Consider the following 25461-nt stretch of genomic DNA (forward strand, 5'->3'; position numbering starts at 1 on the left):
CCTATGTTTTTTGAAAGTGGCTATTGTGAAATAGCTTAAAGTCCTATAAATTCGTTAAAGTTGCATTGGGAGCTTCCGAGTTGATGATGGGATAAAAACCTTATGCTCAAAGGTTTTAATGGTTTTAGGAGATGTCTATTAGTGATTTGCATTTTAGCCGAACGGACTGAATTTGCTCTAATACCGATCGGCAATCGCACTTTATCAAACAAAACTCTTAACTGAGACTTCAGAAGAAAACCTAAAACCAGGAAATAGACGCGCACTTGAAGCCAAAGCGATTAACTCTGAGCCTCAGAAAAACCACAGGCAGCCATACTCAAAATACCATAGGTAAAACTAGAGTGTAAGGATTTAGCTCTCAGGGGTTCACCGGCTGCTCCTAGGGCGACAAATAGGGGCAGTAAATGTTCGTCAGTGGGATGATTTTCAACGGCATAGGGAGCCAGTTGACGATAATGAATTAAGCGCTCTAAATCTCCTTCTTGAAGTGTCTTTTCCATCCACCGATCGAAGTCTTGTACCCATAGGGGAGGTTCAGCATCGAGAGGATATTGGCTAAAATAGCTTAAATTATGAGTCATGGAGCCACTAGCGATGATCAGAATGCCTTGAGATCTTAAAGAAGAGAGCGATCGCCCAATCGCCAGATGATAAGCTGGATCTCGGTGGGGTTGAATCGAGAGTTGGGTAACCGGAATCTGAGCCTCTGGAACTATGCAGGATAAGGGAACCCAAGCTCCATGATCTAATCCTCTATGCTCGCTAACCTGACAAGCGATACCGTCTTTATGCAAATTCTGTACAATCTGATGGGCTAGTTTAGGTGCGCCTGGAACAGGATAAACTATTTCGGATAAAGAGGGCGGAAATCCACGAAAATCGTATATCGTTTCCGGATGGGGTACAGCACTAACCACTGGTTCGGAGGTAGTCCAGTGGGCAGAAACCACTAAAATGGCTTTAGGAGTGGAAATCTGCGCAGAGAGAGAGCGCCAAAACTCTACAACTGGTAGCTGATGTAACAGTACATCGGGAGCGCCATGGGAAATAAATAAACTTTTTATCATGATTCAATCCTTATATCAAACTCCGCTAGAATTAGTATAATAAACGGATAGAAAAGCTTGAGGCTCTCATGAAATGGTACACAAAAAAGAAACCCCATTCATTGAAGAAGATTCCCTCTATCCAGAAAGTGACGGTCAGCCAGTCGGTGAAAATACAATACAATTTCGTTTAATTATGATGCTCCAAGGGGGTTTGGATGCTCTATTTAAAGACATCCCCGATGTGTTTGTAGCTGGAGATTTATTTTGGTATCCCGTGCAACTCTCATCAGAGGAAATAGAGAATCAGGAAGAACCCTCCAGACAAGCGCCAGATGTGATGGTGGTATTTGGAGTCGAAAAAAAAGACCGTCCATCTTATATGCAGTGGGAAGAGAACAACATTGCCCCTCAAGTAGTATTTGAGATCGTATCCCCGAGTAATAGCAAGGAAGCGATGACTAAAAAGTTTGAGTTTTATCAAACTCATGGAGTAGAAGAGTATTATGCTTACAACCCCAAAGGAAATAGACTAGAAGGGTGGTTAAGAAGAGGGGAAGTATTGGAGAAAATTACGCCAATGGAGGGCTGGAAAAGTCCAAGGTTAGGCGTGAGTTTTACCACCGTTTCGGGAGAGTTGCGGTTATTAACAGCTAATGGGGAGCGCTTAGGAACCTATCTGGATGTGGTGAAAGATCGGGATCTCCAACGTTTGGAAACAGAACGCCAACGGTTGGAAACAGAACGGGAGCGACTCGATAAGGAACTTGAACGCCAAAGAGCGAATGATGCTGAATTAGAGTGCGATCGCCAACAACAACGAGCGAATGACGCTGAAGAGGTAATTGAACACTTACGCGAGCGCTTACAGCAGTTAGGAATTGATCCCGATGAGTTGAGATCTTGAAAAATTGTTAGTTTTCCCTGATATCAGTCCTGCAATCTCGTAAACCTATTTTACAAGTTTGGTCATTGACAGCCCCAATCAGTCAGACTAAATAGATAGGCAGGTTTTCAACGAAGAAGTCTCATTCGTTCAAAATACCCCTATAACATAAGACTTCAGGATCAATCATGGCTCGCAGAATATCGAATCATACCCAACCGAAACTGAACCCCTCTTCTTCCCTATGGCAAAGAACCAGTCGCAGACAGGAAGGGGGGCGATCGCAGGAATTTATTTTAGACCGTAATTACATCATAGATTTGGTCAATTCCTTAGAAAGTATATCAGAAAGATAACGGATAGTGCTACCCCCAAGTCATGAGTGCGGGTGGAAATTTGTAAATTTTGGTAAACAACACGCTAAAATCCCAATAGCACCATACAGCCCATTCTTCTTGAACCATGTTTGATCAATTCACGCCGATTTTTCAGGAACTCACCCAACAACCGGCAGCCTTTTTTGGCGGATTCTGTTCGGGTCTGTTACAGCTCAACCTATCTGAAGATCCCATTAAAACCTGGCTCGATCAACAAATCAGTACTCCAGAAACTGAGACCAATACCACTTCTGGCCCTCAATCGATTGAAATTGATTAATATAGCAGCGAGGTTAAATTATTGTTTGAGGCACTCTAGCAATAGATCCTCTAGCCATTGTGGATCAGGCTCCCTCAAACCATTACCCGTTGCTCAACAAGGGGCCCCCAGCCCCTTGCCTGGTCTTACCTCTCAAGAAGAAATTGGCATTAGGGATAAAAGGTTAATTTTGGTAAACCCAAGGTTTCCTGCCAACCCTTGATCAGATTCAGACATTGAATGGCTTGTCCTGCTTGACCCTTAATCAGATTATCAATTGCTGACATGACAATCACCCGATTCGTCCGGGCATCGACTTCTAAGCCGAGATAACAAAGATTGGTATCACAAGCCCACTTCGTTTGTGGATAAGTTCCATTGGGCAGAACCCGCACCCAAGGGGAATTTTGATAGAACACACTGTAAATCGTACGTATATCTTCTCGGACTAAACCAGGGTCGCGGAGGGTAGCGTAAACTGTGGCTAAAATTCCTCGTACCATCGGAATCAGGTGGGGGGTAAATTGCAGCTTAACCTCATGGCCGGCTAAATCACTACACACTTGTTCGAGTTCTGGGGTATGTCGGTGACGGGTCACCCCATAAGCGGCTAGAGAACTATCTGCTTCTGCTAAAAGGAGATTAATTTTACCTTGTCTTCCCCCTCCGGATGTTCCCGACTTGGCATCAACAATGAGGGTATCGGGTTCAATTAATCCTTGTTTGAGTAGGGGAGCGATCGCCAGTAAACTACTGGTTGTATAGCATCCTGGACAAGCTATCAGATTCGTATGGGGGATGCGATCGCGGTAGATTTCCGGTAAACCATACACCGCCTTCGATAATACCTCATAATCAGCCCGGTCTTCACTCCCATACCAAGTCTTATAGACCTCCATATCCGTTAACCGATAATCGGCGGATAAATCGAGAACTAAACACCCTCTCTCCAGCAGTTGGGGCGCTATTTTGCACGCTAACCCATTGGGCAATCCTAAAAATACCACCTCACAGCGCGAGGCGATCGTATCAATATTAACGGGTTCCACCGTCAGATTAACTCGATGAGCCAAATGAGGGTAAATATCGCCATAGGATTTACCCGCACTACTATCGCCTCCTAAATAAACCAAATCCACGTTTGGATGTTCGCACAACATCCGCACCAATTGCACACCTCCATAACCGGAAGCACCAACTATACCAACCGTTGTTCGCCCATTATCTCCCATGATGTGACCCTTACTTGAATGTTGAGTTTACGTGATTGAGTGTAGATCCTAATTTATGGTTCTAGGTGAGGCAACCATAAATGTTTAAAGGTTGGCTGCATTGTAGTACCAAAGCGGAGATTCAATTAAAAATTAAAAATTAAAAATTAAAAATTAAGGTTTTATACACAGATATAGCGCTTTGCGCTAGGGAATAGGGAATAGGTAATAGGAACAGGTTCAGAAAGGTGATCGGTGCGCAGTGTAGATTTCGGTGAACTCGCCTCTATACTCAATAGCAGCACAAAGCACTATTATTGAGTATAGGTTAACTGTCTCGTGTATTAATCAATGATTTAACTTGCACTTCCTGTTTCCCAGAACAATAGGCTTGAATCTACCTTATAAAAGAGGAAACTGCTGTATTCAATTATTCATTATTCACTAAAAATGCTACCGCTTCCACATGAGCCGTTTGCGGGAAAAAATCAACCGGTTGTACTCGTGTCAGGCGATAGCTTCCAGACTCACAAAGAATTTGAAGATCTCGCGCTAAAGTTGCTGGTTTGCAACTCACATAAACCAGACGAGCCGGACGGAGGTTTAATAAGGTTTGCAACACTTCAGGTTTGCAGCCTTGACGGGGCGGATCGAGTAAGACAATATCGGGTTTATGGTCTAATTGGGGTAAAATATCCTCGACTTTGCCCACCTGAAACGCTACATTCTCAATCTGATTTAACTGAGCATTTTCCCTGGCTCGTTGAATCGCTTCGGGTTGGACTTCTAGACCTAAAACCTGTTGCACTTGACGAGCAATAGGTAAGGTTAGTGTGCCAATGCCACAATAGGCATCAACGACTTGTTCTGTACCTTGCAAATTCAAATGCTCGAGAATCATCTCTAGCAAGGCTTCAGCAGCTTCTGTATTGACCTGAAAAAAGGTATCTGCCCCCAAATGGAAGGTTAAACCAGCAAATTGCTCGCGCACATAGGGTTGTCCGGCAATAGAGAAGGTTTGGTCTCCAAAAATGCGATTGGTTTTATGAGGATTCACATTTAGACAAACCCCAACCACCCCAGGAAATTGAGTTAACCAGTTCTGGCTATGAATCGCTAAACCGGGTAACCGGCGTTTTGTGGCTACTAGAGTAATTAGAATTTCTCCCGTACGTTGACCGATGCGAAGACATAAATGGCGCAGGAGTCCTTGGTGATTCTCCTCATCATAGGCTGACCAGTGAGCTAGATCGAAGTTTTCTTTGAGCGTTGCCAATAGGGGATTCAAACGCTCATCCTGTACGGGACATTGATTAAGGTTAATGAGTTTATGGGTTCCTTGTTGGTAATATCCGGCTTTGAAGATGCCGATGTCCGAGAGTTCGAGAGGATAGGAGACTTTATTACGATAGCCAAAGGATTGAGGAGAGCCGATAATGGGGGTAACGGGAGGATCGGCAAATTTGCCAATCCGGGTTAAAGCTTCTCTGACTAGGGTTTGTTTGGCTTGTTGTTGAAAGTCGTAGCGAATATGTTGCCATTGACATCCTCCGCATTTATCCGCAACGATACAAGCGGGACGAAGGCCATGGGGTGAAGGTTCAAGGAGTTCTTCGATCGCTCCTTTGGCAAATTGAGGTTTAACATAGAGTAACCGAACATTCAGGCGATCGCCTGGAACCGTATTTGGCACAAACACCACCCGGTTGTCTACCCGTCCCACTCCATCGCCTGTATCGCTCAAGGAAGCAATCTCTATTTCTACGACTTGGCCTTGTTTCCAGTTAAATTCTGTTTTCATCTTGTTAGGGGTCTCTTCCCTTGTGTCCCACCCAATAGTTAAACTAACAGGATATTGATATTCCGTTTACGATAGGGACTCAAACATAATCATGAGCGTCGTTACTCAAATCATTCTCAATGCAGACGAAGAACTGCGCTATCCCAGCGCAGGCGAACTGCAAAATATTCAAGCCTTCTTAACTACCGGAGAAACACGCACTCGGATTGCGTCTACTCTCACGGAAAACGAAAAGAAGATCGTAGATAAAGCCACTCAAGAGTTATGGCGCAGACGACCCGATTTCATCGCTCCTGGTGGAAATGCTGCGGGTCAACGGGAACGAAGCCAGTGTATCCGTGATTATGGCTGGTATTTGCGTCTAGTGACCTATGGAGTTCTTGATGGTAGCACCGAGACCATTGACCAGATTGGTGTGTTAGGGGCGCGGGAAATGTATAATTCTCTCGGCGTACCGTTGGCAGGTATGGCAGAAGCCATGCGCTGTTTGAAGGAAGCGTCTTTAGCTCTGTTGAGTATAGATGAAGCTCAGGAAACCGCTCCTTATTTTGATTTTCTGATTCAAGCCATGTCTTAATCGGATTAGCTCAATCGCTCAACCCCTGTTTTCTCCCAGGAGAAGGCAGGGGTGAGTTTTAAAGAAAACCTTTAATGGGCCAACCCGGTTTCTTCTGTCAAAACTTGACAGCCTTCTAACCCTAAACCCGGTTGTTTGCGATAAGCGTCTAATGGTTCCAGGACGGTGACCTTAAAATTAGTCCCGACTTTATACAGATAATCCACATCTGGATCGTACTTTAAACCCACTCGCAAATTAGAAAAATCATCTTCACACAATTCAAAACCAAAGCGAACAATAATTTGGGCGACGAGGCATTCAGGAGTATGAACTGTTTCCCCCATGGTAGCGCGCTCTTGCCCAAAGGTATCTAAAAATCGTTGCAATTTGGGTAAAACTTTCTTCGGATTGCCGTTGCGACTAGCGTAGACAATTACCGGGTTACCTTCAACAATGAAGTGACAGGAGACAGCCATAGATTTACAGTGATCTAGTGTTTAAGTCCGATCCGATCATATGCTGGTCTGGGTCATTTTGCTTGACCCAATTCTGAACGGCTACTTGAACATCCTTGATTGCCACTACACAAATATAGGGTTTCTCGCTGACCAAACCACTGATAACGATGGTCGCGTATTTGTTCGTAAAGGAGATCTCCCATTACCTTAACCCCTGGTATCCCCCGATAAACTCCGATCAGCGCCTCACCTCCAGGAAGTAAACGGCTAATTTCTTCGGCAGCTTCGCTCCCTTGCCATCGACGCTCGGGATTTTCTGTATCAATTAAAATCATTCCTAATTCACAGTCTTGGGAACTAATACCCCATTTGACTAAGGCTTCTTCATCTTGCATCGGGCTATAGGTCAATCGTTGTCCTTGGTCAAACTGCGCCAGCACTTGAACTAGGGATGAGCATAAATTACAGTTGCCATCGTAAATAACTTGATATTGCATAATCGCTTTTTCGGTGACTATCCGGGTTATCTGACTTCAAGATGGGTGGCTCAAGCTTAAGCCAATAGATGATGAACCCAAACTAGAACCCTTACTCAACTTTACCGTAGAAGAAAGTGACGCGGAGATCGCTCTATTGGGTTGTGATTGTATTAAATTGATAAATTCCCTGTGCTAAATGAGAGGTCACTCTATTAGCATAAAAGTGTTTTTTGTGACTCAAAACCCCGATTAAACCCTGTAACCAGCTCCTGGATTAATCCTGCATCCTCAAAAGCCAACCTCAATCCAAACGATTTCCTAACCCGGAGGTGGCAAGTTGTAAAAGAGTAGAACAGGGGTTAGGAAATTCTAGATCGAGTTAGAGCGTCTGGCCCTAATCTTCTAACTATCGGGGTTAGAAGGCGGAAGACAAATCAAATTATCATCCAACGTAATAATCAGACCTTTCGAGCGCAACTTACCCATTAAGCGAGTAACGGTTACCCTTGTAGAACCAATGGCACTACCAATTTGGGCATGAGTGAGCGTCCAAGGCAAATAATATCCCTGTTCGCAAACTTCACCATACTCCTCAATTAATAAGGTCAAAAAGCCCAACAGCCGATCAATTGTGCGACGTTGACCCATGGTTCCCAGCCACAACAGTTTACGCTGATTTTGATCGCGGAACGCTTCCATCACTTCACGACGGAAATAGGGCCAATTATCCAAATCATGCCAATACATCCACAAAACCGTGGTTTTATCCACATGGGCATAACTGGAAATTGTAAAGGGAGATTGGGAGACAATTTCAAACGGTTGACCTGCTCCCACGAACCCTAAAAAGGATTCATCTGGACTGAGATTATCGGGATCGTTATTGGCACTCAACCGAGCGACTAAACTGGGTGTTTTAGTGGATGCACTAATCTGGGCACTGACCAGGCGAACAGAACCGCGCTGTACCAGATAGAGCAAACCGGGACGGACAGGAATTTTATCATCCTTGTTAAAGGTGCGGGTGCGATAGTGATCTTGCGCCCAATCAATAATTCGCTGCCAGATAAGAAATGGACGAGAGGTTGAAGATTCGGATTCTGGAGACACTGAAAACATAGGTTAGAAATTGTGAAAGAATAACAAAGACAACCAGTGAATTGTTGCTAGATTCCAGGATACCCTGTTTCTAGTAAAAATGGTCACGCTTTAGCCAGAGGCTATGGTTTCTGTTATTGGCTATCTAGTGTATCATAAAGGTAGCAAAAACTACTTTTTTATGATCAAAACCTTATCGATGTAAGAAAAATGTATGGTAATGATTGATAATTGGCCATCAAGCCACTGGGTAATGGTAGGATTACTGATCGGATTTGCGATCGCCCATAGCGGACTCGCCAGCCTTAGACCTTGGGGAGAACAGAAAATTGGTGCAAGGCTGTACCGGGTAGGCTTTGCCCTAGTGAGCATCCCCTTCGCAGTGGTGTTGATTATTTACTTTTTCAATCATCGCTATGATGGAATACAACTGTGGCAAGTGCAGGGCGTGCCAGGAGTGAGATCGCTCGTTTGGACGTTGTCAGCCATTTCTTTTCTATTTTTATATCCAGCCACATTTAATTTACTGGAAATTGCGGCGATCGCCAAACCGGAAGTTCATCTCTACGAAACCGGAATTATCCGCATCACCCGACATCCCCAAATGGTTGGTCAAGTAATTTGGTGTATTGCCCATACCCTCTGGTTAGGCACAAGCTTTACCCTCATCACCTCCCTAGGTTTAATTCTCCATCATCTCTTTGCTGTCTGGAATGGGGATCGCCGTCTGTACAACCGCTATGGGAAAGCCTTCCTAGAAGCCAAAGAGCGTACTTCTGTGATGCCATTTGTGGCGATTATCCAAGGTCGTCAAACCTTAGAACTCCAAGAATTTCTCCGTCCTTCCTACTTCGGCGTACTGCTCTTTATTGGCCTCCTCTGGTGGGCCCATCCTTGGCTCATGCAAGCCACCCTTAAGGTTCCCATTTGATCGGGGGATCGGGGGGATTTGCCTCTTGCCTATTCCCCATTCCCTATTCCCCATTCCCTATTCCCCATTCCCTATTCCCCATTCCCCAAACTGTCTTGCTCAATCCAACCCAAATCGGTGTAGCATGATCCCAAGAGCAAGTATAAGAAATCCAGATACTAAGAACGGCATAATTATGGTGGTACAAATCAGTGAACGCGCCTTTAGTCACGAAGTCCTCGATGCTCAAACCCCGGTATTAGTCAACTTTTGGGCCCCCTGGTGTGGAATTTGCCGACTGCTAAACCCAGTTTTAAATCGATTCCAAACCGAATGGGGACAAACCATTAAAGTGGTTTCCATTAATGCCGATCAAAGCCTTAAACTCGCCAATGCCTACCGACTGCGAACATTACCTACGGTAATTTTGTTCAATCAGGGTCGAGTGCAAAACCGTATTGAAGGCTTCCATAGTGCAGAAGACTTATACCGACAACTGGAAGTCAGCTTATCTGGAACCAGAGTGGCTGATGCCATTGATCTTGAAACCAGTCGCTAGCTCCTTTTCTGGAGTAGAGATCGAGTGGATTCGTTTTAAAATGAGATATTACTGTAGGGGCAAACAACTGTTTGCCCCTACATTCCGTGTTTTTACCCTTTTGTAAATAAACGAGCGCTATACTGGAAGGTTACAAGTATTAAGCAACGAAAAACCCATTTATGACTGAGTATTACCGGATTACGTTACTTCCAGGGGATGGCATTGGCAGCGAAATTATCGCTGTGATGGTGGATGTCTTAAAGACGATCGCCCCTAAGTTTGATTTAGAGTTTAACTTTCAAGAAGCACTCATCGGTGGTGCGGCGATTGATGCTACGGGTAGTCCCCTTCCAGAAGAAACGCTCAACACTTGTCGTCAAAGTGATGCCGTGTTGCTGGCAGCTATTGGAGGATATAAATGGGATAATTTGCCCCGTTCTCAACGACCGGAAACCGGGCTATTGGCTCTGCGATCGGGTTTAGGGTTGTTTGCGAATCTGCGGCCGGCAACTATTCTACCCCAACTGATTGATGCTTCCACCCTGAAACGAGAAGTTGTGGAAGGGGTCGATATTATGGTGGTGCGTGAATTAACCGGTGGAGTCTATTTTGGCGAACCCAAAGGCCTTTTTGAGACTGAAACGGGACAAAAACGGGGCGTAAATACCATGGCCTATACTGAAGGGGAAATCGATCGCATTGCGAAAGTGGCATTTGAAATTGCCCAAAAACGGAAGAGTCAACTCTGTTCTGTCGATAAAGCCAATGTCCTAGAAGTGTCCCAACTCTGGCGAGATCGCGTGACCGCTATGGCTTCTGACTATCCCGATGTCCAACTCTCTCACCTTTATGTAGATAACGCAGCGATGCAACTGGTGAGAGCGCCGAAACAATTTGATACTATCGTTACGGGTAATTTATTTGGGGATATTCTCTCCGATGCCGCTGCCATGTTAACCGGTAGTATTGGCATGTTACCCTCAGCCAGTTTAGGCGCATCGGGTCCTGGAGTATTTGAACCCGTTCATGGATCGGCTCCCGATATTGCTGGACAAGATAAGGCTAATCCCCTAGCTCAAGTGCTGAGTGGAGCGATGATGTTACGCTATGCGTTTAACCAACCCCAAGCAGCAGAGGCGATCGAAGACGCGGTACAAACCGTTCTCAATCAAGGCTATCGTACGGGCGACATCATGTCTGAAGGACAAAAATTAGTTGGATGTCGGGAAATGGGAGAAGCCTTGCTCAGAGCGCTATCCTGAGATGGGATGGGGGGAATGGAGGCATAAAAACCCAACAAGAAAACAATTCTGTTTCTCCCTATCTTCCCTATCCACACACTAGATTTCCCCCGACCTGTGTTACTCAATCCAATAAGTTTAGATAAGTAAAAACTCACTATTTCCTTGACACTCCTTTAGGTTTTAAGTGAGCCTTGCAAGTAAGACGAATATGCATAACTATCCATAATTTCTCTGTTAATAGTAAGTTATGTTTTTCTCAAGAACTTCCCCGCCTGCATGTTGAAAGAACAACTCGCAATCTTTTGGATATAACTCAAAAATATGAGTTGTTTCTGCATTACTTATCGTCACGATCTCCATGAAACCACTGCCGATCGCATTTTCCTCATTGACATAACTGCCATTGGTAGATAGGTTCGTGTGAATGGTGAAGTCATTCTCGCTCCCCTGGTAGACATTTTGCCCCGGTTTTGAATCAAGGCTATGGAGATGAGGGGTGAGTCCCATAGCGATCCTCAGCGTAAAGATATGTTAGCGTTGACAGGAGGCAAAGTTTTTGTCGATTCAGGATCTGAACTTAGGAGTTTTGCCAAAAACTCGATTTTTCTTCCAAAAATCCTGTGTTTTATTCAAAACTAAAAAGTTAGGATGAACATCGATTTACAAGAGTTTTTTGATGCTTGCGATCCCAGTAAAACGTTGATGATGGGCAGGATCAGCGATCGCCGCTACTATATCGATTTTAGTTCAGTGCGCGGAGGGAAAATTATTGAAGCTCTCAAACGAACCATTATTCGCCTGTCTCCCAATAAACCCACTTGTCAGCTTTTTACGGGTCATATTGGCTGTGGTAAATCAACAGAATTATCCCGCCTACAATCGGAACTTGAAGGCGACGGATTTTATGTCATTTACTTTGAATCCACCCAAGATTTAGACGAAAATGATGTCGATATTACCGATATTCTCTTGGCGATTGCTCGTCAGGTGAGTGAAACTTTAGAACAGCAAAAAATTGAACTGCAACCCAAAGGATTTAAGTCCTTTCTCAATGAAATCTGGGATTTTTTACAAACCCCTGTCATTGTTTCTGGAGAAGCAGAAGTTCTAGGTGCAGGAGTCAAAGCCAGTACAGAAGGGGAATTTGAGGTTTCGTTGCCGGTGGGGATTGGTAAAATTACCGCTAGAGCCATGGATAGTCCCAAGTTACGATCGCAACTGAGACAGTATCTAGAACCGCAAACTAACCGCATCTTACAATTCATCAATGATGAAGTCCTGAGTGTGGCGATCTCCCAACTCAAACACCGGGGATATAAAGGTCTGGTCGTCATTATTGACAATCTTGACCGGGTGGAAAACCGGGAAATTTCCACGTCCGGCCGACTGCTCCCTGAATACCTGTTTGTCGATCGCGGCGAACAACTGCGAAAACTCAACTGCCATTTAGTCTACACCCTCCCCCTTTCCCTCGTCTTCTCCAATGACTGTGAAACCCTAAAAAACCGCCTGGGGGGAGGACTCGATCCCAAAGTCTTACCCATGGTTCCCGTCTGTAACCGAGATGGAACTGTATGCACCAGTGGTATGGAATTACTGCGGCAAATGGTACTTGCTAGAGCTTTTCCCGATGTTTTCCCTCAACATCGCCTAGAACTCGTCACCCAAATCTTTGAAGAACCGGCAAGCCTTGATCGCCTCTGTTGGGTAAGTGGAGGTCATGCGAGGAACTTATTGGGGATTTTGTATCGCTGTATCCAAGAAGAAGACCCTCCGATTAGTAGTATAGTTCTCGAACGGGCCATTCGCGAAGCCCGCGATCGCCTACTTTTAGCCGTTGATGACCATGAATGGGAGTTACTCTTTCAAGTGGTTCAAGAACAAAATCTCAAAGGAGAACGGGAATATCAAACCCTCCTGCGCAGTTTATTTGTATTTGAATATCAAGATCATCGCGGTCGCTGGTTTGGACTCAATCCCCTCTTAGCAGAAACCCAACGCTTTAAGCAATGGCAAGCTCAAGAAGCCAGCAGAATTTAAGACAAAGACAACGGGTTAAGAGGTAAGGGGAAGATATCCGTCGTAGGACGATGAAAGAAAAATGGTATCAGACTTAGATTGAAAACAGCAGTTAATGCAGGATACACCAGAACTAGAAAATGAGCGATCGCTCAAAACCCTAGCTCGTACCTTAAAATTACGGCGCGGCAAATTTACTCTGATCCAAGCTTCCTGTAATTCCGTCAGCTTACGCACCCAACTCTTACATCGGCTCACCCAAGAATATCAGGTTAACACTCTTAGTATTACCCTCCCCCAACATGCCACCGGGTTTCATACCGCTGTTCTGAAAGCCATTGAAGGACAATCTCCCGATGCCTTAATGATTTTAGGTCTAGAATCAGTCAGCTCAATTTCTGAGCTGCTGATTTCGGCCAATCAAAAACGGGATCAAATTCGCCAAAGCTTTGTCTTTCCCATTGTCCTCTGGGTAACCGATGGTATTTTACGTCATCTAGGCAGATTAGCCTCAGATATCAACAGTTGGAATCCGCCACCCATTCGCTTCACAATTTCTGAAGCAGATATCCTCAAGTTTTTATCTGAAGAATCCCATACTTTATTTGAGTCATTACATTATCCAGCTTCCTATTGCTGTTCTTCCTTACATCAACTGGATTTAGACTTGCTCAGTAAAGATATTCAACGCATTTATCCTACACTAACTCTGGAATTGCAAGCAAAATTTGAGTTTATGCTTGCTCAACTTCAGTGCTCTAAATCTCAATTCGATCAGGCTATTGATAGCCTATGCCAAAGTCTCAAGTCTTGGCATCAATTATCGAATATTAGAGCAAAAGGGTTTGTCGTATTTCATTTGGGATTAGTGTATTTAGAAAAATCTAAAGTCAAAAGTCCGAAGGAGAAAGTGTGTGATTATAAATTATCCCAAGAATATTTTTGCCAAGCGTTGGACTGTTTCAAGACAGTGAATCAGCCAGACTTAATGGGAGTAGTTCTGAGCTACTTACAAACCATTTTACAGAGTTTAGAAAACTGGGAAAATCTCAAATCTATTACTGAACAAGCTCTGAGCATTCATCAATTGTATGGATCGAGCTTACAACTTGCTCAAGATTATGGCTATTTAGCACAAGTGGCCGTAGAGAATCACTGTTGGCAGGAAGCAAAACTTCTTGCGCAACAAGCGATTCAGACATTAGAATCCAATCCTAATCTAGGAGATACTCTCAAAAATGAGCTGTCTAGATTTTATTTTTTAAGGGCAAAAGCACAAATTCAGTTGGGAGAATTTCAAGGGGCGATCGCTCGTCTCGAAGTCGCGAAAAAAAAATGCATTCCCAAATTATCTACCCAGCTTTACAGTGAGATTTTGGAGGAATCTATAAAGCTCTATTGGCAGGACAAAAAATACTTAAAATCCTTTAGTTTTAAGCTAGAAAAACGCTCAATTGAAGCCCAATATGGTTTGCGATCTTTTATGGGAGTGGGTAGATTTCCTAAGCCGAAAAGAATTACCCATTTAGATATTACCTCACACAATACCAAAACAACACGCGAAATTGTAGCGGCTTCTGGAAGACAAGAAGATATTGATAACTTGTTGACCCGGATGGAACGACGAGACCGTAAACTCACGGTAATTTATGGCCCCTCTGGAGTTGGCAAAAGTTCCTTACTACAAGCGGGTTTGGTGACGGCCCTCAAACTCAGTTCTTTTGAAGGGAATAATTACTTCCCGATTTTTATTCAAGTTTATCATCATTGGCAAGAAGATTGTAGTCTTCAAATTAGAGCGATTAGCCCTACTTCTAGCGCTATTTTACAGCGAGTTGAGGAAATGACTCAACACCATCAAATTCCAGTTTTATTGTTCGATCAATTGGAGGAATTTTTTCTCCATTATTCCGACTGCAATGAAAGGCAAGAATTTTATGATTTCATCCAAGCTTGCCTGAAGATTGCCTATGTAAAAATTGTACTTTCTATTCGAGAAGATTATATCTATTATCTCTTGGAATTAACTCGATATACTGACTTGGGGGAATTAGATAAAAATTATGAAGATATTTTATATTACTTGGGTAATTTTTCACCTTTAGAAGCAAAGACGATTATTGAATATCTTACCCATCGCTCTTCCACTCCCTTAGAGCCATCCTTAATCGATCGCCTGGTTGAAGACTTAACCACAGAACAAGAAGAAATTCGCCCGATTGAACTGCAACTGATTGGCGCTCAACTGGAAAATCAAAGCATTACCACTTTGCGTGATTATCAAAGGCTCGGCAGTCATCCCAAAGAAGTATTAATCGATGTCTACTTAGATGAAGTGGTGCGCGATTGCGGCCCGGAACAAGAGGAAATCGCCGAATTAGTGTTATACCTGTTAACAGATGATGACAATACCCGTCCCCTAAAAACCAAAGCCAGCTTAGAAAAAGCCTTAGAGCAAAAAGGCGATCGCCTCAACTTAGTCTTAGAAATCTTTGTCAAATCTGGTTTAGTCCTCCATCTATCTGGAGAACTCGACGATCATTATCAATTAGTTCACGATTATTTAGTCCCCTTTATTCGCCATAAAAAAGGAGCGCAACTGCTGGCTGATCTAGAACGGGAGAGACAACAACGGCAAAAAAGCGATCGCCGCTTCCTCGTTGGAATGCGAGCCGCGACCATTATTTCCCTGATTCTCACCGGACTCGCCATACTCTTTGCTGGAACTGCCCATTATCAACAACAAGAAGCCTTCAAACAACGTCAGATTGCCGAAAATAACGCCATCTCTGCCCTAGAACAAAGTATCATCGCCCAATCCACCACTGCCAGAACCTTAATGCGATCGACTTCTGGACAACAACTCGAAGCCCTCATCACTGCCCTAGAAGCAGCCGCCCAACTGGGCCAACATCCCCGCTTAAAATCAGCCAACATTACTCATCACGTCATCAATAGTCTCGCCAACGCTATCTACAACCTCAAAGAATTCAATCGCTTAGAAACCCAAAGCATTATTTATCATGTCAACTTTAGTCCTAATGGCCAATTTATTGCCACTGCTCAAAATAATGGTGCAGTCAAAATTTGGCAGCAAGATGGGACTCTATTGACCACTCTAAAAGACCATCAAGATCGAGTTTATTGGGTCAGTTTTAGTCCCGATGGTCAATGGATGGCTTCTGCCAGCATTGATGGCACAATTAAACTTTGGGATCTGGCTAACTTTTCTGCAATTAAAACTTTCCACGGACACCAAGACCGCATATATAACGTAACCTTTAGTCTGAATAGTGAATTGATAGCCTCTAGTAGTCGAGATGGAACCGTTAAACTTTGGAATTTAGAGGGTAAAACTCTCCTCACCTATCGTCGTCATCAAGATTCTGTAGAATCGATTAGCTTTAGTCCAGATGGAGAATTACTCGCCTCTGCCAGCAACGATCATACAGTAAACATTTGGACAATAACGGGAAAACACCGCCTTACTTATCGAGGTCATCAAAGTGCCGTCACGTTCGTGCAGTTTAGTCCGGATGGCAAATTTCTCGCTTCTGCTGATGAAAAGGGATTGATTAAACTCTGGACTTTGCAGGGTCAAGAGATCGCCACTCTTAAAGGCCATCGGGATACAGTTTTAGGATTAAGTTTTAGTCCGGATGGTCAAATTTTGGCTTCTGGAAGTCGAGATAAAAGCATCATTATATGGAATATGAAAGGAGAAGTGATTTCTACTATTTCCGGTCATAATGATTGGGTCAATAGTGTCATATTTAGCCCTGACGGCCAAACCCTCGCCTCAGCGAGTGCCGATGGTATGGTGAAGTTATGGAAACTTCAGGGGAGTGACTTAAGAATTTTTAAGGGTCATCAAGATAAAGTCTATACCGCTCAATTTACTCCCGATCGCCAGTCCATCATCTCCAGTAGTGCTGATGGCAGTATCCGGTTATGGAGTGTCCAAGAAGGAAAGGAATTAGCCACCTTAGTGCAAGAGCAAGAAAGAATCTATGGACTCGATGTTAGTTCAGATGGGCAGAGGATCGTTTATGGCAGTCGAGATGGAACCATAACATGGCGATCGCTCCACGATGGTACGACTCGTGCCTTCAGAGGTCATCAGGATATAGTACTTGATGTCGATTCTAGTCCAGATGGTCAAACTATTGCCTCTGCCAGCTTAGATCGAACCGTAAAATTATGGGATCTAAATGGGAATAATCTTGCCATATTGTCGGGTCATAGTGATGGCGTTCAAGCGGTTCATTTTAGTCCAAATGGGCAATTGATTGCTTCTGCCGGAAATGAAAATCTGATTAAAATTTGGACATTAGATGGCTCGGATTTGGCAACATTTAGAGGTCATAAAAGTACAATTTTCAGTGTCAGATTTAGTCCCGATGGCAATCTACTAGCCTCCGGAAGTCGAGATAAAACGGTGAAACTCTGGAAATTAGATGGGACATTAGTCAATACATTTGAAAATCATACCGCGCCAGTGATTAGTGTTAGCTTCAGTCCAGATGGTCAAATGATTGCTTCTGCCAGTGATGATAAAACCGTCAAAATTTCCCGACTTAATGGAGAAGAAATCATGACATTAGAAGGCCATACGGATTGGCTCAATGAAGTTAGCTTTAGCCCTGATGGTCAATGGATTGCCTCTGCAAGTCATGATGGTACAGTTAGACTTTGGCGGTTTAATTATGATTTAGACTATTGGTTCGATCGCGGCTGTGCCTGGCTAAAAGATTATTTGCACCATCAGCCTTCCCGTTCTGCTGCTTTGTGTGCAAATCCCTGAGCCATGTAGTGAATAGGCGATCGCGATATTGTCCCCCATAAATTCTGATAGCCCGAACTGTCCTAGAATTACCTCATTCTCCGCGTTCCTGCGTCTCCCTATTCCCCATCTCAACCTGATAAAATAATCAACATTGACCCTTCCCAGTACCTGAAACCATGTTAGCCACTTCCTCAGCCTACAAAATTACTTGGGAAAAACTACCGGACGACTTCCAACTCCCTGACGATCCTGTGGATAATATTCATCAACCCGCCCTAGCTGCTGCACTAACTGAGAGTTTAGACCAAGCTGGGAAATTACCCGAAAGTGCCCTAACGCCAACCAACTATGGCATCTGTGCCACTGTCAATGGCAAAATGGTGGTTAAAGCTCCTGATTGGGCTTATATTCCCCAAATCCGAGTGGAGCGTCCAGAGGTAATCCGCAGTTATACCCCAAACTTACAAGGCGATCGACCGGTCATTGTCCTAGAATTTTTATCGGATACGGATGGAGGGGAATATTCGATAAAAGCGACCTATCCTCCAGGCAAATATTTCTATTATGAGCAAATCCTACAAGTGCCCAATTACGGGATTTTTGACCCAAAAACGGGAGAATTAGAACTCTATCGTTTAGGTAACCACCAACGCTACAATCTGAAGTCTCCGAATCCAGAAGGGCGATTTTGGATACCCGAAATGGGTTTATATTTAGGAGTGTGGCAAGGTTGTCGAGAAAACCTAGAGAGCTATTGGCTACGCTGGTGGGATGAACAGGACAATCTATTGCTGTGGGGGACAGAAAAAGTGGAGCAAGAACGGCAACGGGCTGATGCTGAACGACAACGAGCCGAATCAGAGCGTCAACGGGCTGATGCTGAACGATCGCGAGCCGATCGCCTAGCCGCCCAATTACGAGCTGCTGGTATTGAAATTAACGAATAATTAATCGTATTAATAATCCCGTGAAATTTGCTTTATCTTCTATCCTCGTTCTGAGTACCATAACGATCGCCGCTCCTCCGGTCGCTGATGCAGGTATCTTTATTGCCTATCCTCGCGATCGCCACGAGACCACGGCCGATCGCATCTTCCTCATTGGTACAGCTCCCGTTGGAGGAGAGGTTAAGGTGAATGGTCAAGTCATTTCTCGTTCTCCTCAAGGGCATTTTGCCCCTAGTTTTTCCTTGGAAATGGGAGAGAATACCTTTACCCTGCGCCATGGGAATCAGGAAAAGCAGATCTCTGTGTTCCGCAAATCTGCCCTTCCTCCTGCTCCCGTGGGTTTGAATTTTGCCCAGGGATCGCTAACACCGGGAGTCAATATCGCTAAACCTCCTGGAGAACAAGTTTGTTTTTCCGCTGTTGCTCCCACCCCAGCTACCGTTACGGTTACCCTCGGCCAACAAACCCGACCCTTAACCCCCCTCTCTACCCTGCCCCAACTGCCGCCGAATTCAGCAGTTCTCACTGGAGAAAACCAACCGACAACCGTTGCAAGTACCACCTATAAAGGCTGTGCGACGCTTCCCCTCACCTCAGAAGCGCAAATTTTAGGTCAACCCCAATTTACCCTCACGCTCAACGGCCAAACCTTAACCCAAGCAGCTCCGGGAACCGTATCTATTCTTTCTCCTAAGCAATTTGAAATTGCCGAAGTGACTGCTGAAAATGGAGTCGCTCGTACGGGTCCAAGTACCAACTATTCCCGGTTAACGCCCCTTCCGCAAGGAACCCGCGCCAAAATTACCGCCCAAGAAGGGGAATGGCTCAGATTAGACTACGGTGCATGGATCAAACGAGAAGAAACACGAGTCTTTTCTAGTGCAGCTCCTCCTGTTTCCCTCATTCGCAGTATTCAGGGTCGTCAAACCTCTGGATGGACGGAAATTGTATTTCCCCTGCAAGTCCCAGTTCCCGTTAGTATTCAGCAGCGCCAAAATAGTTTAACCCTGAGTTTGCACAATACTACCGCTCAAACCGATACTATTTATCTCAATGATGGCCCTTTAATTGAGCGCCTCGATTGGGAGCAGGTTTCACCGACACGCATTGACTATACATTTGCCCTCAAAACCGAGCAACAATGGGGCTACAAGCTGCGCTATGAAGGTACGACCCTAATTTTATCCTTGCGTCATCCTCCCCAGCCTTCTCGCTCATCCTCTCAACCCTTAAAGGGCATGAGGATTTTACTCGATCCCGGCCATGGGAGCGAGAATGACTTGGGTGCAAGGGGGCCAAACGGGTATCCAGAAAAAGATGTGAATTTGGTGGTCTCTAAGCTACTGCGGGACGCTCTGCAAAAACGAGGGGCAACGGTGTTGATGACCCGCGAAGGGGATGATGACCTCTGGCCCCACGACCGGGTGGAGATCATTGAAGCGCAGGAGCCAGATCTGGCCTTGAGCATCCATTACAATGCCCTTCCCGATGCCGGAGATGCAGAGAATACGGCTGGAATCGGCACATTTTGGTATCATCCCCAGAGCCATGGTTTAGCGGTGTTTTTACATCAATATTTGGTGGATGAACTCCAGCGGCCGTCCTATGGGGTGTTTTGGAACAATTTGGCTCTGACTCGTCCGGCGATCGCCCCTTCCGTTCTGTTAGAGTTGGGCTTTATGATTAACCCCCGAGAATTTGAGTGGATCGTCGATCCTCAGTCCCAACAAGAATTAGCAGACACTCTCGCTGATGGTATTGCACTTTGGGTTACTCAAACCGACAAGCCCTAGGGAGATCGGCAGACAGAGGGAAAATTCCGATAGCAATATTTCTTTAAGAAATGTGTCACAGGGGACACAAACCTGATACATTGACCGAGTATCGGTAAATGATTTTGAATTGAGTGACGTTATGAAAGTCCTGGTTATTGGTGGTGACGGCTATTGTGGGTGGGCTACCGCACTTTATCTGTCTGACCATGGTTATGAAGTAGGGATTCTGGATAATCTCGTGCGTCGTCATTGGGATCAACAGCTTTGTGTTGAGACCCTGACACCGATCGCACCGATTCAGCAACGGTTACGCAAATGGCATGAATTAACCGGCAAAACCATCGATCTGTTTATTGGCGATATCAACAATTATGATTTCCTGATTCGCTCTTTGCGTCAATTTCAACCCGAGGCGATTGTCCATTTTGGGGAACAGCGGTCGGCTCCATTTTCGATGATTGACCGCGAACATGCGGTCATGACTCAGACGAATAATGTAGTTGGAAACTTGAATCTTTTATTTGCAATGAAAGAGGAGTTTCCTGACACCCACTTGGTGAAATTGGGAACGATGGGTGAATATGGAACGCCCAATATCGATATTGAAGAAGGTTATATCGAGATTAACCATAATGGACGAAAAGATACTCTTCCCTATCCGAAGCAACCGGGAAGTTTCTATCATCTCTCGAAAGTTCATGATAGCCACAATATCCATTTTGCCTGCAAGATTTGGGGTTTGCGAGCCACAGACTTGAACCAAGGGGTGGTTTATGGGGTGCATACGGAGCAAACCAAACGGGACGAGTTGCTGATCAACCGTCTCGATTATGATGGTGTATTCGGAACCGCGCTCAACCGCTTCTGTATTCAAGCGGCGATCGGTCATCCCCTTACGGTTTATGGTAAAGGTGGACAAACGAGAGGCTTTTTAGATATCCGCGATACGGTTCGCTGTATTGAAATTGCGATAAATAATCCTGCCAATGCTGGTGAATTTAGAGTCTTTAACCAGTTCACTGAAATGTTTAGCATTAGTGATTTAGCAGTCATGGTTGCTAAAGCAGGTAAACACCTCGGATTATCGGTGGAAATTAACCACCTGGATAATCCCCGTGTAGAATTGGAAGAGCATTATTTTAATGCGAAAAACACCAAGCTTAAAGATCTAGGTTTAGAACCGCATAACTTAGAAGAGTCCCTGCTTGATTCTTTGATTAATGTGGCTCAAACATACAAAGGTCGAGTGGATGAGAGTCAAATTCTTCCTAAAGTCTCTTGGCGGCGGAATTAATTTGTTCAGCCCCCCGTTATTAGTCATATCATATCCGTCTAGTCAGTTAGGATAAGTCATTGCGAAGGTCGCGAAGAGGAATGAAGCAATCTTCCCAATTTTGGTAATCTTGGCGATTGCTTCCCTCCGATCGCAATGGCAATGGTTTAAGAGGGCATGATATCACCCATTACCCGATTGATGGTTTTTCGATATTGTTCTAGAACTGTGCTTTTTTATGAGAATTGCTCTATTTACAGAAACGTTTTTACCCAAAATTGATGGTATTGTTACTCGTCTAACCCAAACGGTCGATCATCTGCAACGGTTGGGCGATCGCGTATTGATCGTTTGTCCGGAGGGAGGACTGACGGAATATAAGGGTGCTAAAATCTATGGGGTATCAGGGATGCCGTTGCCTTGGTATCCAGAGTTGAAGATGGCATTTCCACGACCGGCAATTGGGGAGGCGATCGCCGATTTCGATCCCGACTTAATTCATGTGGCTAATCCTGCGATCCTGGGTTTAGCAGGACTCTATTATGGCAAGAAGTTTGATATTCCCCTGGTGGCTTCTTACCATACCCATCTGCCCCAATACTTGCAACACTATGGGTTAGGCATGTTAGAACCTCTGTTATGGGAGTTGCTTAAAGGGGCCCATAATCAAGCCGATCTCAACCTCTGTACTTCTAGTGTGATGGTACAGGAACTGATTAACCATGAGATTGAACGGGTGGATTTATGGCAGCGAGGTGTCGATACGGAACTGTTCCATCCCAGTTTAGCTTCTAGAGAAATGCGCGATCGCCTTTCCCAAGGGCATCCGGATAGTCCCCTCCTCCTCTACGTCGGACGATTAGGTGCAGAAAAAGAAATCGATCGCATTAAACCGGTCCTTGAAAGCATCCCTGGTGCAAGGTTAGCACTCGTTGGTGATGGCCCCAACCGAGCTATTTTAGAAGAACATTTTGCCGGTACGCCCACCCATTTTGTCGGTTATCTGCGCGGCCAAACTCTTGCTTCTGCCTTCGCTTCGGCTGATGCCTTTATCTTTCCCTCCAGCACCGAAACCCTCGGCTTGGTTCTCCTCGAAGCCATGGCTGCGGGTTGTCCCGTTGTCGCTGCCGGAACTGGCGGCATCACGGATATTGTGACCGATGGCGTAAACGGCTACCTCTTCGATCCCACCGATCCCCAAGGTGCGATTTCCGCTACCCAGAAATTACTCGATAATCAAGCCGAGCGCGATACTCTGCGCCAAAATGCTCGTCAGGAAGCCGAGCGCTGGGGTTGGAGTTCTGCCACTCGCCAACTACACCGCTATTATCAAGCTGTAGTTAATTCCCGGCAACCGCTGGCAGCTTAGAGTTGACTCAAAAAGGTGGGTAGGAGAGGGTTTTATATAGCGCTGTGCGCTGGGGAATAGGGAATAGGGAATAGGGAATAGGAAATGGTAGCTAGGTTTCAGTCTTGAACCCTGTCCTCACTGACTCTTTCTCTGCTATAGAACCGATTTGGGATCTATCTTTCTTCTGTCATGTTGGGAGATCGCCCAACATGGCAAGAGTTCTAGAATTCAGTCAAGACAAGGGTTTTCCCAGGGTGACAAAAGAGAGATAAGGTTTACTTTTTTATGGATTCCCGTACCCGTGCCATTTGTTTCGGCGCGTTGATTTGTTCCCAAAGTTTAATAGCTCGGTTAAAGTCATCTTGGCTCTGGGCAAGTTCTCCGGTTTCTTGATAGGTTAATCCCAGTTGATAATACGCTTCAGCGAGGTCACATTTTGCCCCAAGTTTCTCTAAGATTGCGATCGCTTGAGTGTGATAGGAGAAGGCGGTTTCATAGTCGTTTTGGAGCTGAGAGAGTTCGCCAAGTCCAGTCAGTACTTTTCCTTTGATACCATTTCCCTATGAAGCTGCGCTTCATGAGAAAGGGTATAATAATGGGTAGGAAAAGAGCAAAGGAATAAGGAATATAGAGGTATTTATGGCAGGTCGGTTAAAAGTGAGTATCTCAGAAAGTGTGAGGGAACTTCAAAATCGCTTAAGCAAGTCAAAAACAGGGAGTGAAACCCGAGGGAAGTGTACAGTGGAAAAGGGACAACTTTTATCTGTATGGTGCGGTAGATATCACCAGTGGAGAAAGCTATTTTTATGAGTTTTCTCATCTAGAGGGTCAGTGTTTTCAATTATTGGTAAATCAGTACTCAACCCCATTGAGCGATTATGGGAAGAATTAAAAGCCAAGCTAAGATGGCAGAACTGTAAAGACCTGAAAAGGCTACAGCAAAGGCTTTCACAAGTCCTTGATTCCTTCGATAAGGTAACGATCTCCTCGATTACTGGATGGGGCTACTTGGTCGATGCCTTATTAAGCGCAACTTCATAGAGAAATGGTATTACACTATATCTGTCTCTTATTTGGAATCACTATAATCCCTGTATTCCTTGCTCTGTAATGTTTTGAGAGCTTCTTGCTGGGCAAGATGAACAACCTGTACCCAATGTTTTTTCAGGAATGCAGCTACTTTACAGAAAGAGTAACATTTAATTTGTCACTCTAAAAAAAATATTGACGAATAATCTGGAATTGTATAGACTGAAGATCAAATCCACTTAGGAAGAGGAAAGTATGGAAGAACATATGAGTAGAGAGGATATATACTCTCTGATCTATGGCCAAATGTCCCAGGAGGAAAAGCTGCGGCTAGAGGTAGTTCAGTCTTTGTCTGAGCCTTGCGATCGCAAGACATACAAGCAAAAGCTGGAGGAAGCTGCTCAGAAGCTCGGTAAATCCAAGCGAACTGTGCAGCGATTGATGAAGGACTGGAAAGAAAATGGAGTTTCAGCCCTCTTTCCCACCACTAGAGCTGATAAAACTAAGCATCGAATTTCTCAAGAGTGGCAAGAATTTATTCAGGATACTTACATGGAGGAACTGATCAAAGGCAGACGAATAAGTATAAAAGAGATTGCCTTAAAAGTACAAGAAAGGGCTACAAAGCTAGGAGAAGCCGATCATCCTAGCGAGAGAACTATTCGACGGGTACTTAAAAATATGTACGACGAACCAGAAGATATTTACGGTGAGGAAGGAAAAAGAGGGATTCACGAGGTTAATATACCGATTAAAGCAAATGCTAAAGTGTATATCTCTGCAGATTCTGCTGAAGAAAGTATAGCTCAAGCAATTAAGACTTGGGATTATCACAATATCCACAATTGTCAGATAGATGGATCTATTTTATCAAGAAAAATAGATCCGAACATTGATGATTTAGATACTTCAAGAGAACCTCCAGTAAGAAAATTAATCCCTAAACAAAGCTTGGTAAGACAAATGGAAAAATGCCATCAAGTTAGAGAGGAGAACGTGGAAGATTATCTCAGATACGAAGAGGCCTTAGTTTGGCTTAAAGATATTAATGCGTTTCCCTGGGTACGTTGCTTTGGCCCCGATCGAATACCAGGGCGAACAGGATTATCTCGTGAAATCTCTTGTGTTAATAGTGACGATGTGATTATTGTAGGCTATTCAGATCTAAAAGTTGGCGCTCCTTTGTGGGACTGGGAAGGGGAAGAATATTACTACAGGCGAGTCTTTCTTATTAATAAAGACGACTACAAAAATTATTCTCCTGGTCGTTATCCTACAGAAGCTAAACTCACTAAAAGCTTAAAGCCAGGATTTGCAGGAATTCATCCGAAACTTTACATATAGCGCTTTGCTTTGGTCTAGTTACACAACGATGAATTGAATTAATCCCTGAAAATAAGGGCATATAG

General features: G+C 44.5%; 22 protein-coding genes. 14 read left to right on the forward strand and 8 right to left on the reverse strand.

Annotation, left to right across the window (positions count from 1 at the left end; all coding sequences use genetic code 11):
* Positions 1–281 precede the first annotated feature (281 nt).
* Positions 282–1070, reverse strand: coding sequence for a dioxygenase family protein (locus PN466_RS06475; RefSeq protein WP_271937910.1), 789 nt, complete (start codon positions 1068–1070; stop codon positions 282–284).
* Between the two features lie 73 nt (positions 1071–1143).
* On the opposite strand from PN466_RS06475, the gene PN466_RS06480 reads away from it, so the two are divergent.
* From PN466_RS06480 to PN466_RS06490, 3 genes are all read left to right on the forward strand, one after another.
* A complete protein-coding gene (locus PN466_RS06480) occupies positions 1144–1956 on the forward strand; it encodes a Uma2 family endonuclease (protein ID WP_271937913.1) in 813 nt (270 codons plus the stop codon).
* A 167-nt stretch (positions 1957–2123) separates the two neighbouring features.
* A complete protein-coding gene (locus tag PN466_RS06485; RefSeq protein WP_271937915.1) occupies positions 2124–2291 on the forward strand; it encodes a hypothetical protein in 168 nt (55 codons plus the stop codon).
* Between the two features lie 106 nt (positions 2292–2397).
* The gene (locus PN466_RS06490; RefSeq protein WP_271937916.1) at positions 2398–2592 is read left to right on the forward strand and encodes a hypothetical protein; all 195 of its coding nucleotides are present in this window, start codon (positions 2398–2400) and stop codon (positions 2590–2592) included.
* A gap of 149 nt (positions 2593–2741) precedes the next feature.
* Here the strand turns inward: PN466_RS06490 and argC are convergent, their stop codons facing one another.
* Together argC and rlmD are read right to left on the reverse strand one after the other, a co-directional pair.
* Positions 2742–3803 carry an N-acetyl-gamma-glutamyl-phosphate reductase gene (gene argC / locus PN466_RS06495; RefSeq protein ID WP_271937918.1) on the reverse strand — a complete coding sequence of 354 codons (1062 nt, stop codon included), beginning with the start codon at positions 3801–3803 and terminating at the stop codon, positions 2742–2744.
* A 409-nt stretch (positions 3804–4212) separates the two neighbouring features.
* Positions 4213–5583, reverse strand: a complete 1371-nt coding sequence (rlmD, locus tag PN466_RS06500; protein WP_271937921.1) for a 23S rRNA (uracil(1939)-C(5))-methyltransferase RlmD — start codon at positions 5581–5583, stop codon at positions 4213–4215.
* A 91-nt stretch (positions 5584–5674) separates the two neighbouring features.
* Between rlmD and apcD the strand changes: the two genes are divergently transcribed.
* The gene (apcD, locus tag PN466_RS06505; protein WP_271937923.1) at positions 5675–6160 is read left to right on the forward strand and encodes an allophycocyanin subunit alpha-B; all 486 of its coding nucleotides are present in this window, start codon (positions 5675–5677) and stop codon (positions 6158–6160) included.
* A gap of 71 nt (positions 6161–6231) precedes the next feature.
* Here the strand turns inward: apcD and PN466_RS06510 are convergent, their stop codons facing one another.
* The 3 genes from PN466_RS06510 to PN466_RS06520 all read right to left on the reverse strand — a co-directional run bounded on the left by PN466_RS06510 (position 6232) and on the right by PN466_RS06520 (position 8198).
* Positions 6232–6618: a histidine kinase gene (locus PN466_RS06510; RefSeq protein ID WP_271937926.1), complete on the reverse strand. Its 387-nt coding sequence runs from the start codon at positions 6616–6618 to the stop codon at positions 6232–6234.
* 53 nt (positions 6619–6671) lie between these two features.
* Positions 6672–7097 (reverse strand): thiol-disulfide oxidoreductase DCC family protein, encoded by a 426-nt coding sequence (locus PN466_RS06515; protein ID WP_271937928.1) that lies wholly within the window; start codon positions 7095–7097, stop codon positions 6672–6674.
* Between the two features lie 384 nt (positions 7098–7481).
* Positions 7482–8198 (reverse strand): Crp/Fnr family transcriptional regulator, encoded by a 717-nt coding sequence (locus tag PN466_RS06520; protein WP_271937931.1) that lies wholly within the window; start codon positions 8196–8198, stop codon positions 7482–7484.
* A gap of 193 nt (positions 8199–8391) precedes the next feature.
* Here PN466_RS06520 and PN466_RS06525 point away from each other — a divergent pair, with 193 nt between their 5' ends.
* The 3 genes from PN466_RS06525 to leuB all read left to right on the forward strand — a co-directional run bounded on the left by PN466_RS06525 (position 8392) and on the right by leuB (position 10890).
* On the forward strand, positions 8392–9108 hold the full coding sequence (locus PN466_RS06525) for an NnrU family protein (protein ID WP_278003008.1): 717 nt from the start codon (positions 8392–8394) through the stop codon (positions 9106–9108).
* 175 nt (positions 9109–9283) lie between these two features.
* A complete protein-coding gene (locus PN466_RS06530; protein WP_271937934.1) occupies positions 9284–9646 on the forward strand; it encodes a thioredoxin family protein in 363 nt (120 codons plus the stop codon).
* Positions 9647–9807: 161 nt separating this feature from the next.
* Complete coding sequence (leuB, locus tag PN466_RS06535; protein ID WP_271937937.1) at positions 9808–10890, forward strand: 3-isopropylmalate dehydrogenase; 1083 nt, start codon at positions 9808–9810, stop codon at positions 10888–10890.
* 216 nt (positions 10891–11106) lie between these two features.
* Here leuB and PN466_RS06540 read toward each other — a convergent pair whose 3' ends face one another.
* A complete protein-coding gene (locus PN466_RS06540; RefSeq protein ID WP_271937940.1) occupies positions 11107–11379 on the reverse strand; it encodes a hypothetical protein in 273 nt (90 codons plus the stop codon).
* 141 nt (positions 11380–11520) lie between these two features.
* Between PN466_RS06540 and PN466_RS06545 the strand changes: the two genes are divergently transcribed.
* The 6 genes from PN466_RS06545 to PN466_RS06570 all read left to right on the forward strand — a co-directional run bounded on the left by PN466_RS06545 (position 11521) and on the right by PN466_RS06570 (position 23041).
* Complete coding sequence (locus PN466_RS06545) at positions 11521–12912, forward strand: P-loop NTPase fold protein (RefSeq protein ID WP_271937943.1); 1392 nt, start codon at positions 11521–11523, stop codon at positions 12910–12912.
* Positions 12913–13006: 94 nt separating this feature from the next.
* Positions 13007–17695: a WD40 domain-containing protein gene (locus PN466_RS06550; RefSeq protein ID WP_271937946.1), complete on the forward strand. Its 4689-nt coding sequence runs from the start codon at positions 13007–13009 to the stop codon at positions 17693–17695.
* Positions 17696–17853: 158 nt separating this feature from the next.
* A complete protein-coding gene (locus PN466_RS06555; RefSeq protein WP_271937949.1) occupies positions 17854–18624 on the forward strand; it encodes a Uma2 family endonuclease in 771 nt (256 codons plus the stop codon).
* Positions 18625–18644: 20 nt separating this feature from the next.
* Positions 18645–20417, forward strand: a complete 1773-nt coding sequence (locus PN466_RS06560) for an N-acetylmuramoyl-L-alanine amidase (protein WP_271937952.1) — start codon at positions 18645–18647, stop codon at positions 20415–20417.
* Positions 20418–20538: 121 nt separating this feature from the next.
* Positions 20539–21693: a UDP-sulfoquinovose synthase gene (locus tag PN466_RS06565; protein ID WP_271937954.1), complete on the forward strand. Its 1155-nt coding sequence runs from the start codon at positions 20539–20541 to the stop codon at positions 21691–21693.
* 217 nt (positions 21694–21910) lie between these two features.
* Positions 21911–23041: a glycosyltransferase gene (locus PN466_RS06570; protein ID WP_271937955.1), complete on the forward strand. Its 1131-nt coding sequence runs from the start codon at positions 21911–21913 to the stop codon at positions 23039–23041.
* Positions 23042–23298: 257 nt separating this feature from the next.
* Here the strand turns inward: PN466_RS06570 and PN466_RS26220 are convergent, their stop codons facing one another.
* Entirely contained in the window at positions 23299–23574 is a 276-nt protein-coding gene (locus PN466_RS26220; RefSeq protein ID WP_390889976.1) for a tetratricopeptide repeat protein, read from the reverse strand.
* A gap of 733 nt (positions 23575–24307) precedes the next feature.
* On the opposite strand from PN466_RS26220, the gene PN466_RS06580 reads away from it, so the two are divergent.
* Positions 24308–25396: a helix-turn-helix domain-containing protein gene (locus PN466_RS06580; RefSeq protein ID WP_271937956.1), complete on the forward strand. Its 1089-nt coding sequence runs from the start codon at positions 24308–24310 to the stop codon at positions 25394–25396.
* The last annotated feature ends 65 nt before the right edge of the window (positions 25397–25461 follow it).

Origin of the sequence: Roseofilum reptotaenium CS-1145, from assembly GCF_028330985.1 — a bacterium.
In the GTDB taxonomy this organism is placed as follows: domain Bacteria; phylum Cyanobacteriota; class Cyanobacteriia; order Cyanobacteriales; family Desertifilaceae; genus Roseofilum; species Roseofilum reptotaenium.

Coding starts and splice junctions, on each gene's coding strand:
- PN466_RS06475 (WP_271937910.1), bottom strand. CDS start 1,070: ATGATAAAAAGTTTATTTATTTCCCATGGCGCTCCCGATGTACTGTTA.
- PN466_RS06480 (WP_271937913.1), top strand. CDS start 1,144: ATGGTACACAAAAAAGAAACCCCATTCATTGAAGAAGATTCCCTCTAT.
- PN466_RS06485 (WP_271937915.1), top strand. CDS start 2,124: ATGGCTCGCAGAATATCGAATCATACCCAACCGAAACTGAACCCCTCT.
- PN466_RS06490 (WP_271937916.1), top strand. CDS start 2,398: ATGTTTGATCAATTCACGCCGATTTTTCAGGAACTCACCCAACAACCG.
- argC (WP_271937918.1), bottom strand. CDS start 3,803: ATGGGAGATAATGGGCGAACAACGGTTGGTATAGTTGGTGCTTCCGGT.
- rlmD (WP_271937921.1), bottom strand. CDS start 5,583: ATGAAAACAGAATTTAACTGGAAACAAGGCCAAGTCGTAGAAATAGAG.
- apcD (WP_271937923.1), top strand. CDS start 5,675: ATGAGCGTCGTTACTCAAATCATTCTCAATGCAGACGAAGAACTGCGC.
- PN466_RS06510 (WP_271937926.1), bottom strand. CDS start 6,618: ATGGCTGTCTCCTGTCACTTCATTGTTGAAGGTAACCCGGTAATTGTC.
- PN466_RS06515 (WP_271937928.1), bottom strand. CDS start 7,097: ATGCAATATCAAGTTATTTACGATGGCAACTGTAATTTATGCTCATCC.
- PN466_RS06520 (WP_271937931.1), bottom strand. CDS start 8,198: ATGTTTTCAGTGTCTCCAGAATCCGAATCTTCAACCTCTCGTCCATTT.
- PN466_RS06525 (WP_278003008.1), top strand. CDS start 8,392: ATGGTAATGATTGATAATTGGCCATCAAGCCACTGGGTAATGGTAGGA.
- PN466_RS06530 (WP_271937934.1), top strand. CDS start 9,284: ATGGTGGTACAAATCAGTGAACGCGCCTTTAGTCACGAAGTCCTCGAT.
- leuB (WP_271937937.1), top strand. CDS start 9,808: ATGACTGAGTATTACCGGATTACGTTACTTCCAGGGGATGGCATTGGC.
- PN466_RS06540 (WP_271937940.1), bottom strand. CDS start 11,379: ATGGGACTCACCCCTCATCTCCATAGCCTTGATTCAAAACCGGGGCAA.
- PN466_RS06545 (WP_271937943.1), top strand. CDS start 11,521: ATGAACATCGATTTACAAGAGTTTTTTGATGCTTGCGATCCCAGTAAA.
- PN466_RS06550 (WP_271937946.1), top strand. CDS start 13,007: ATGCAGGATACACCAGAACTAGAAAATGAGCGATCGCTCAAAACCCTA.
- PN466_RS06555 (WP_271937949.1), top strand. CDS start 17,854: ATGTTAGCCACTTCCTCAGCCTACAAAATTACTTGGGAAAAACTACCG.
- PN466_RS06565 (WP_271937954.1), top strand. CDS start 20,539: ATGAAAGTCCTGGTTATTGGTGGTGACGGCTATTGTGGGTGGGCTACC.
- PN466_RS06570 (WP_271937955.1), top strand. CDS start 21,911: ATGAGAATTGCTCTATTTACAGAAACGTTTTTACCCAAAATTGATGGT.
- PN466_RS06580 (WP_271937956.1), top strand. CDS start 24,308: ATGGAAGAACATATGAGTAGAGAGGATATATACTCTCTGATCTATGGC.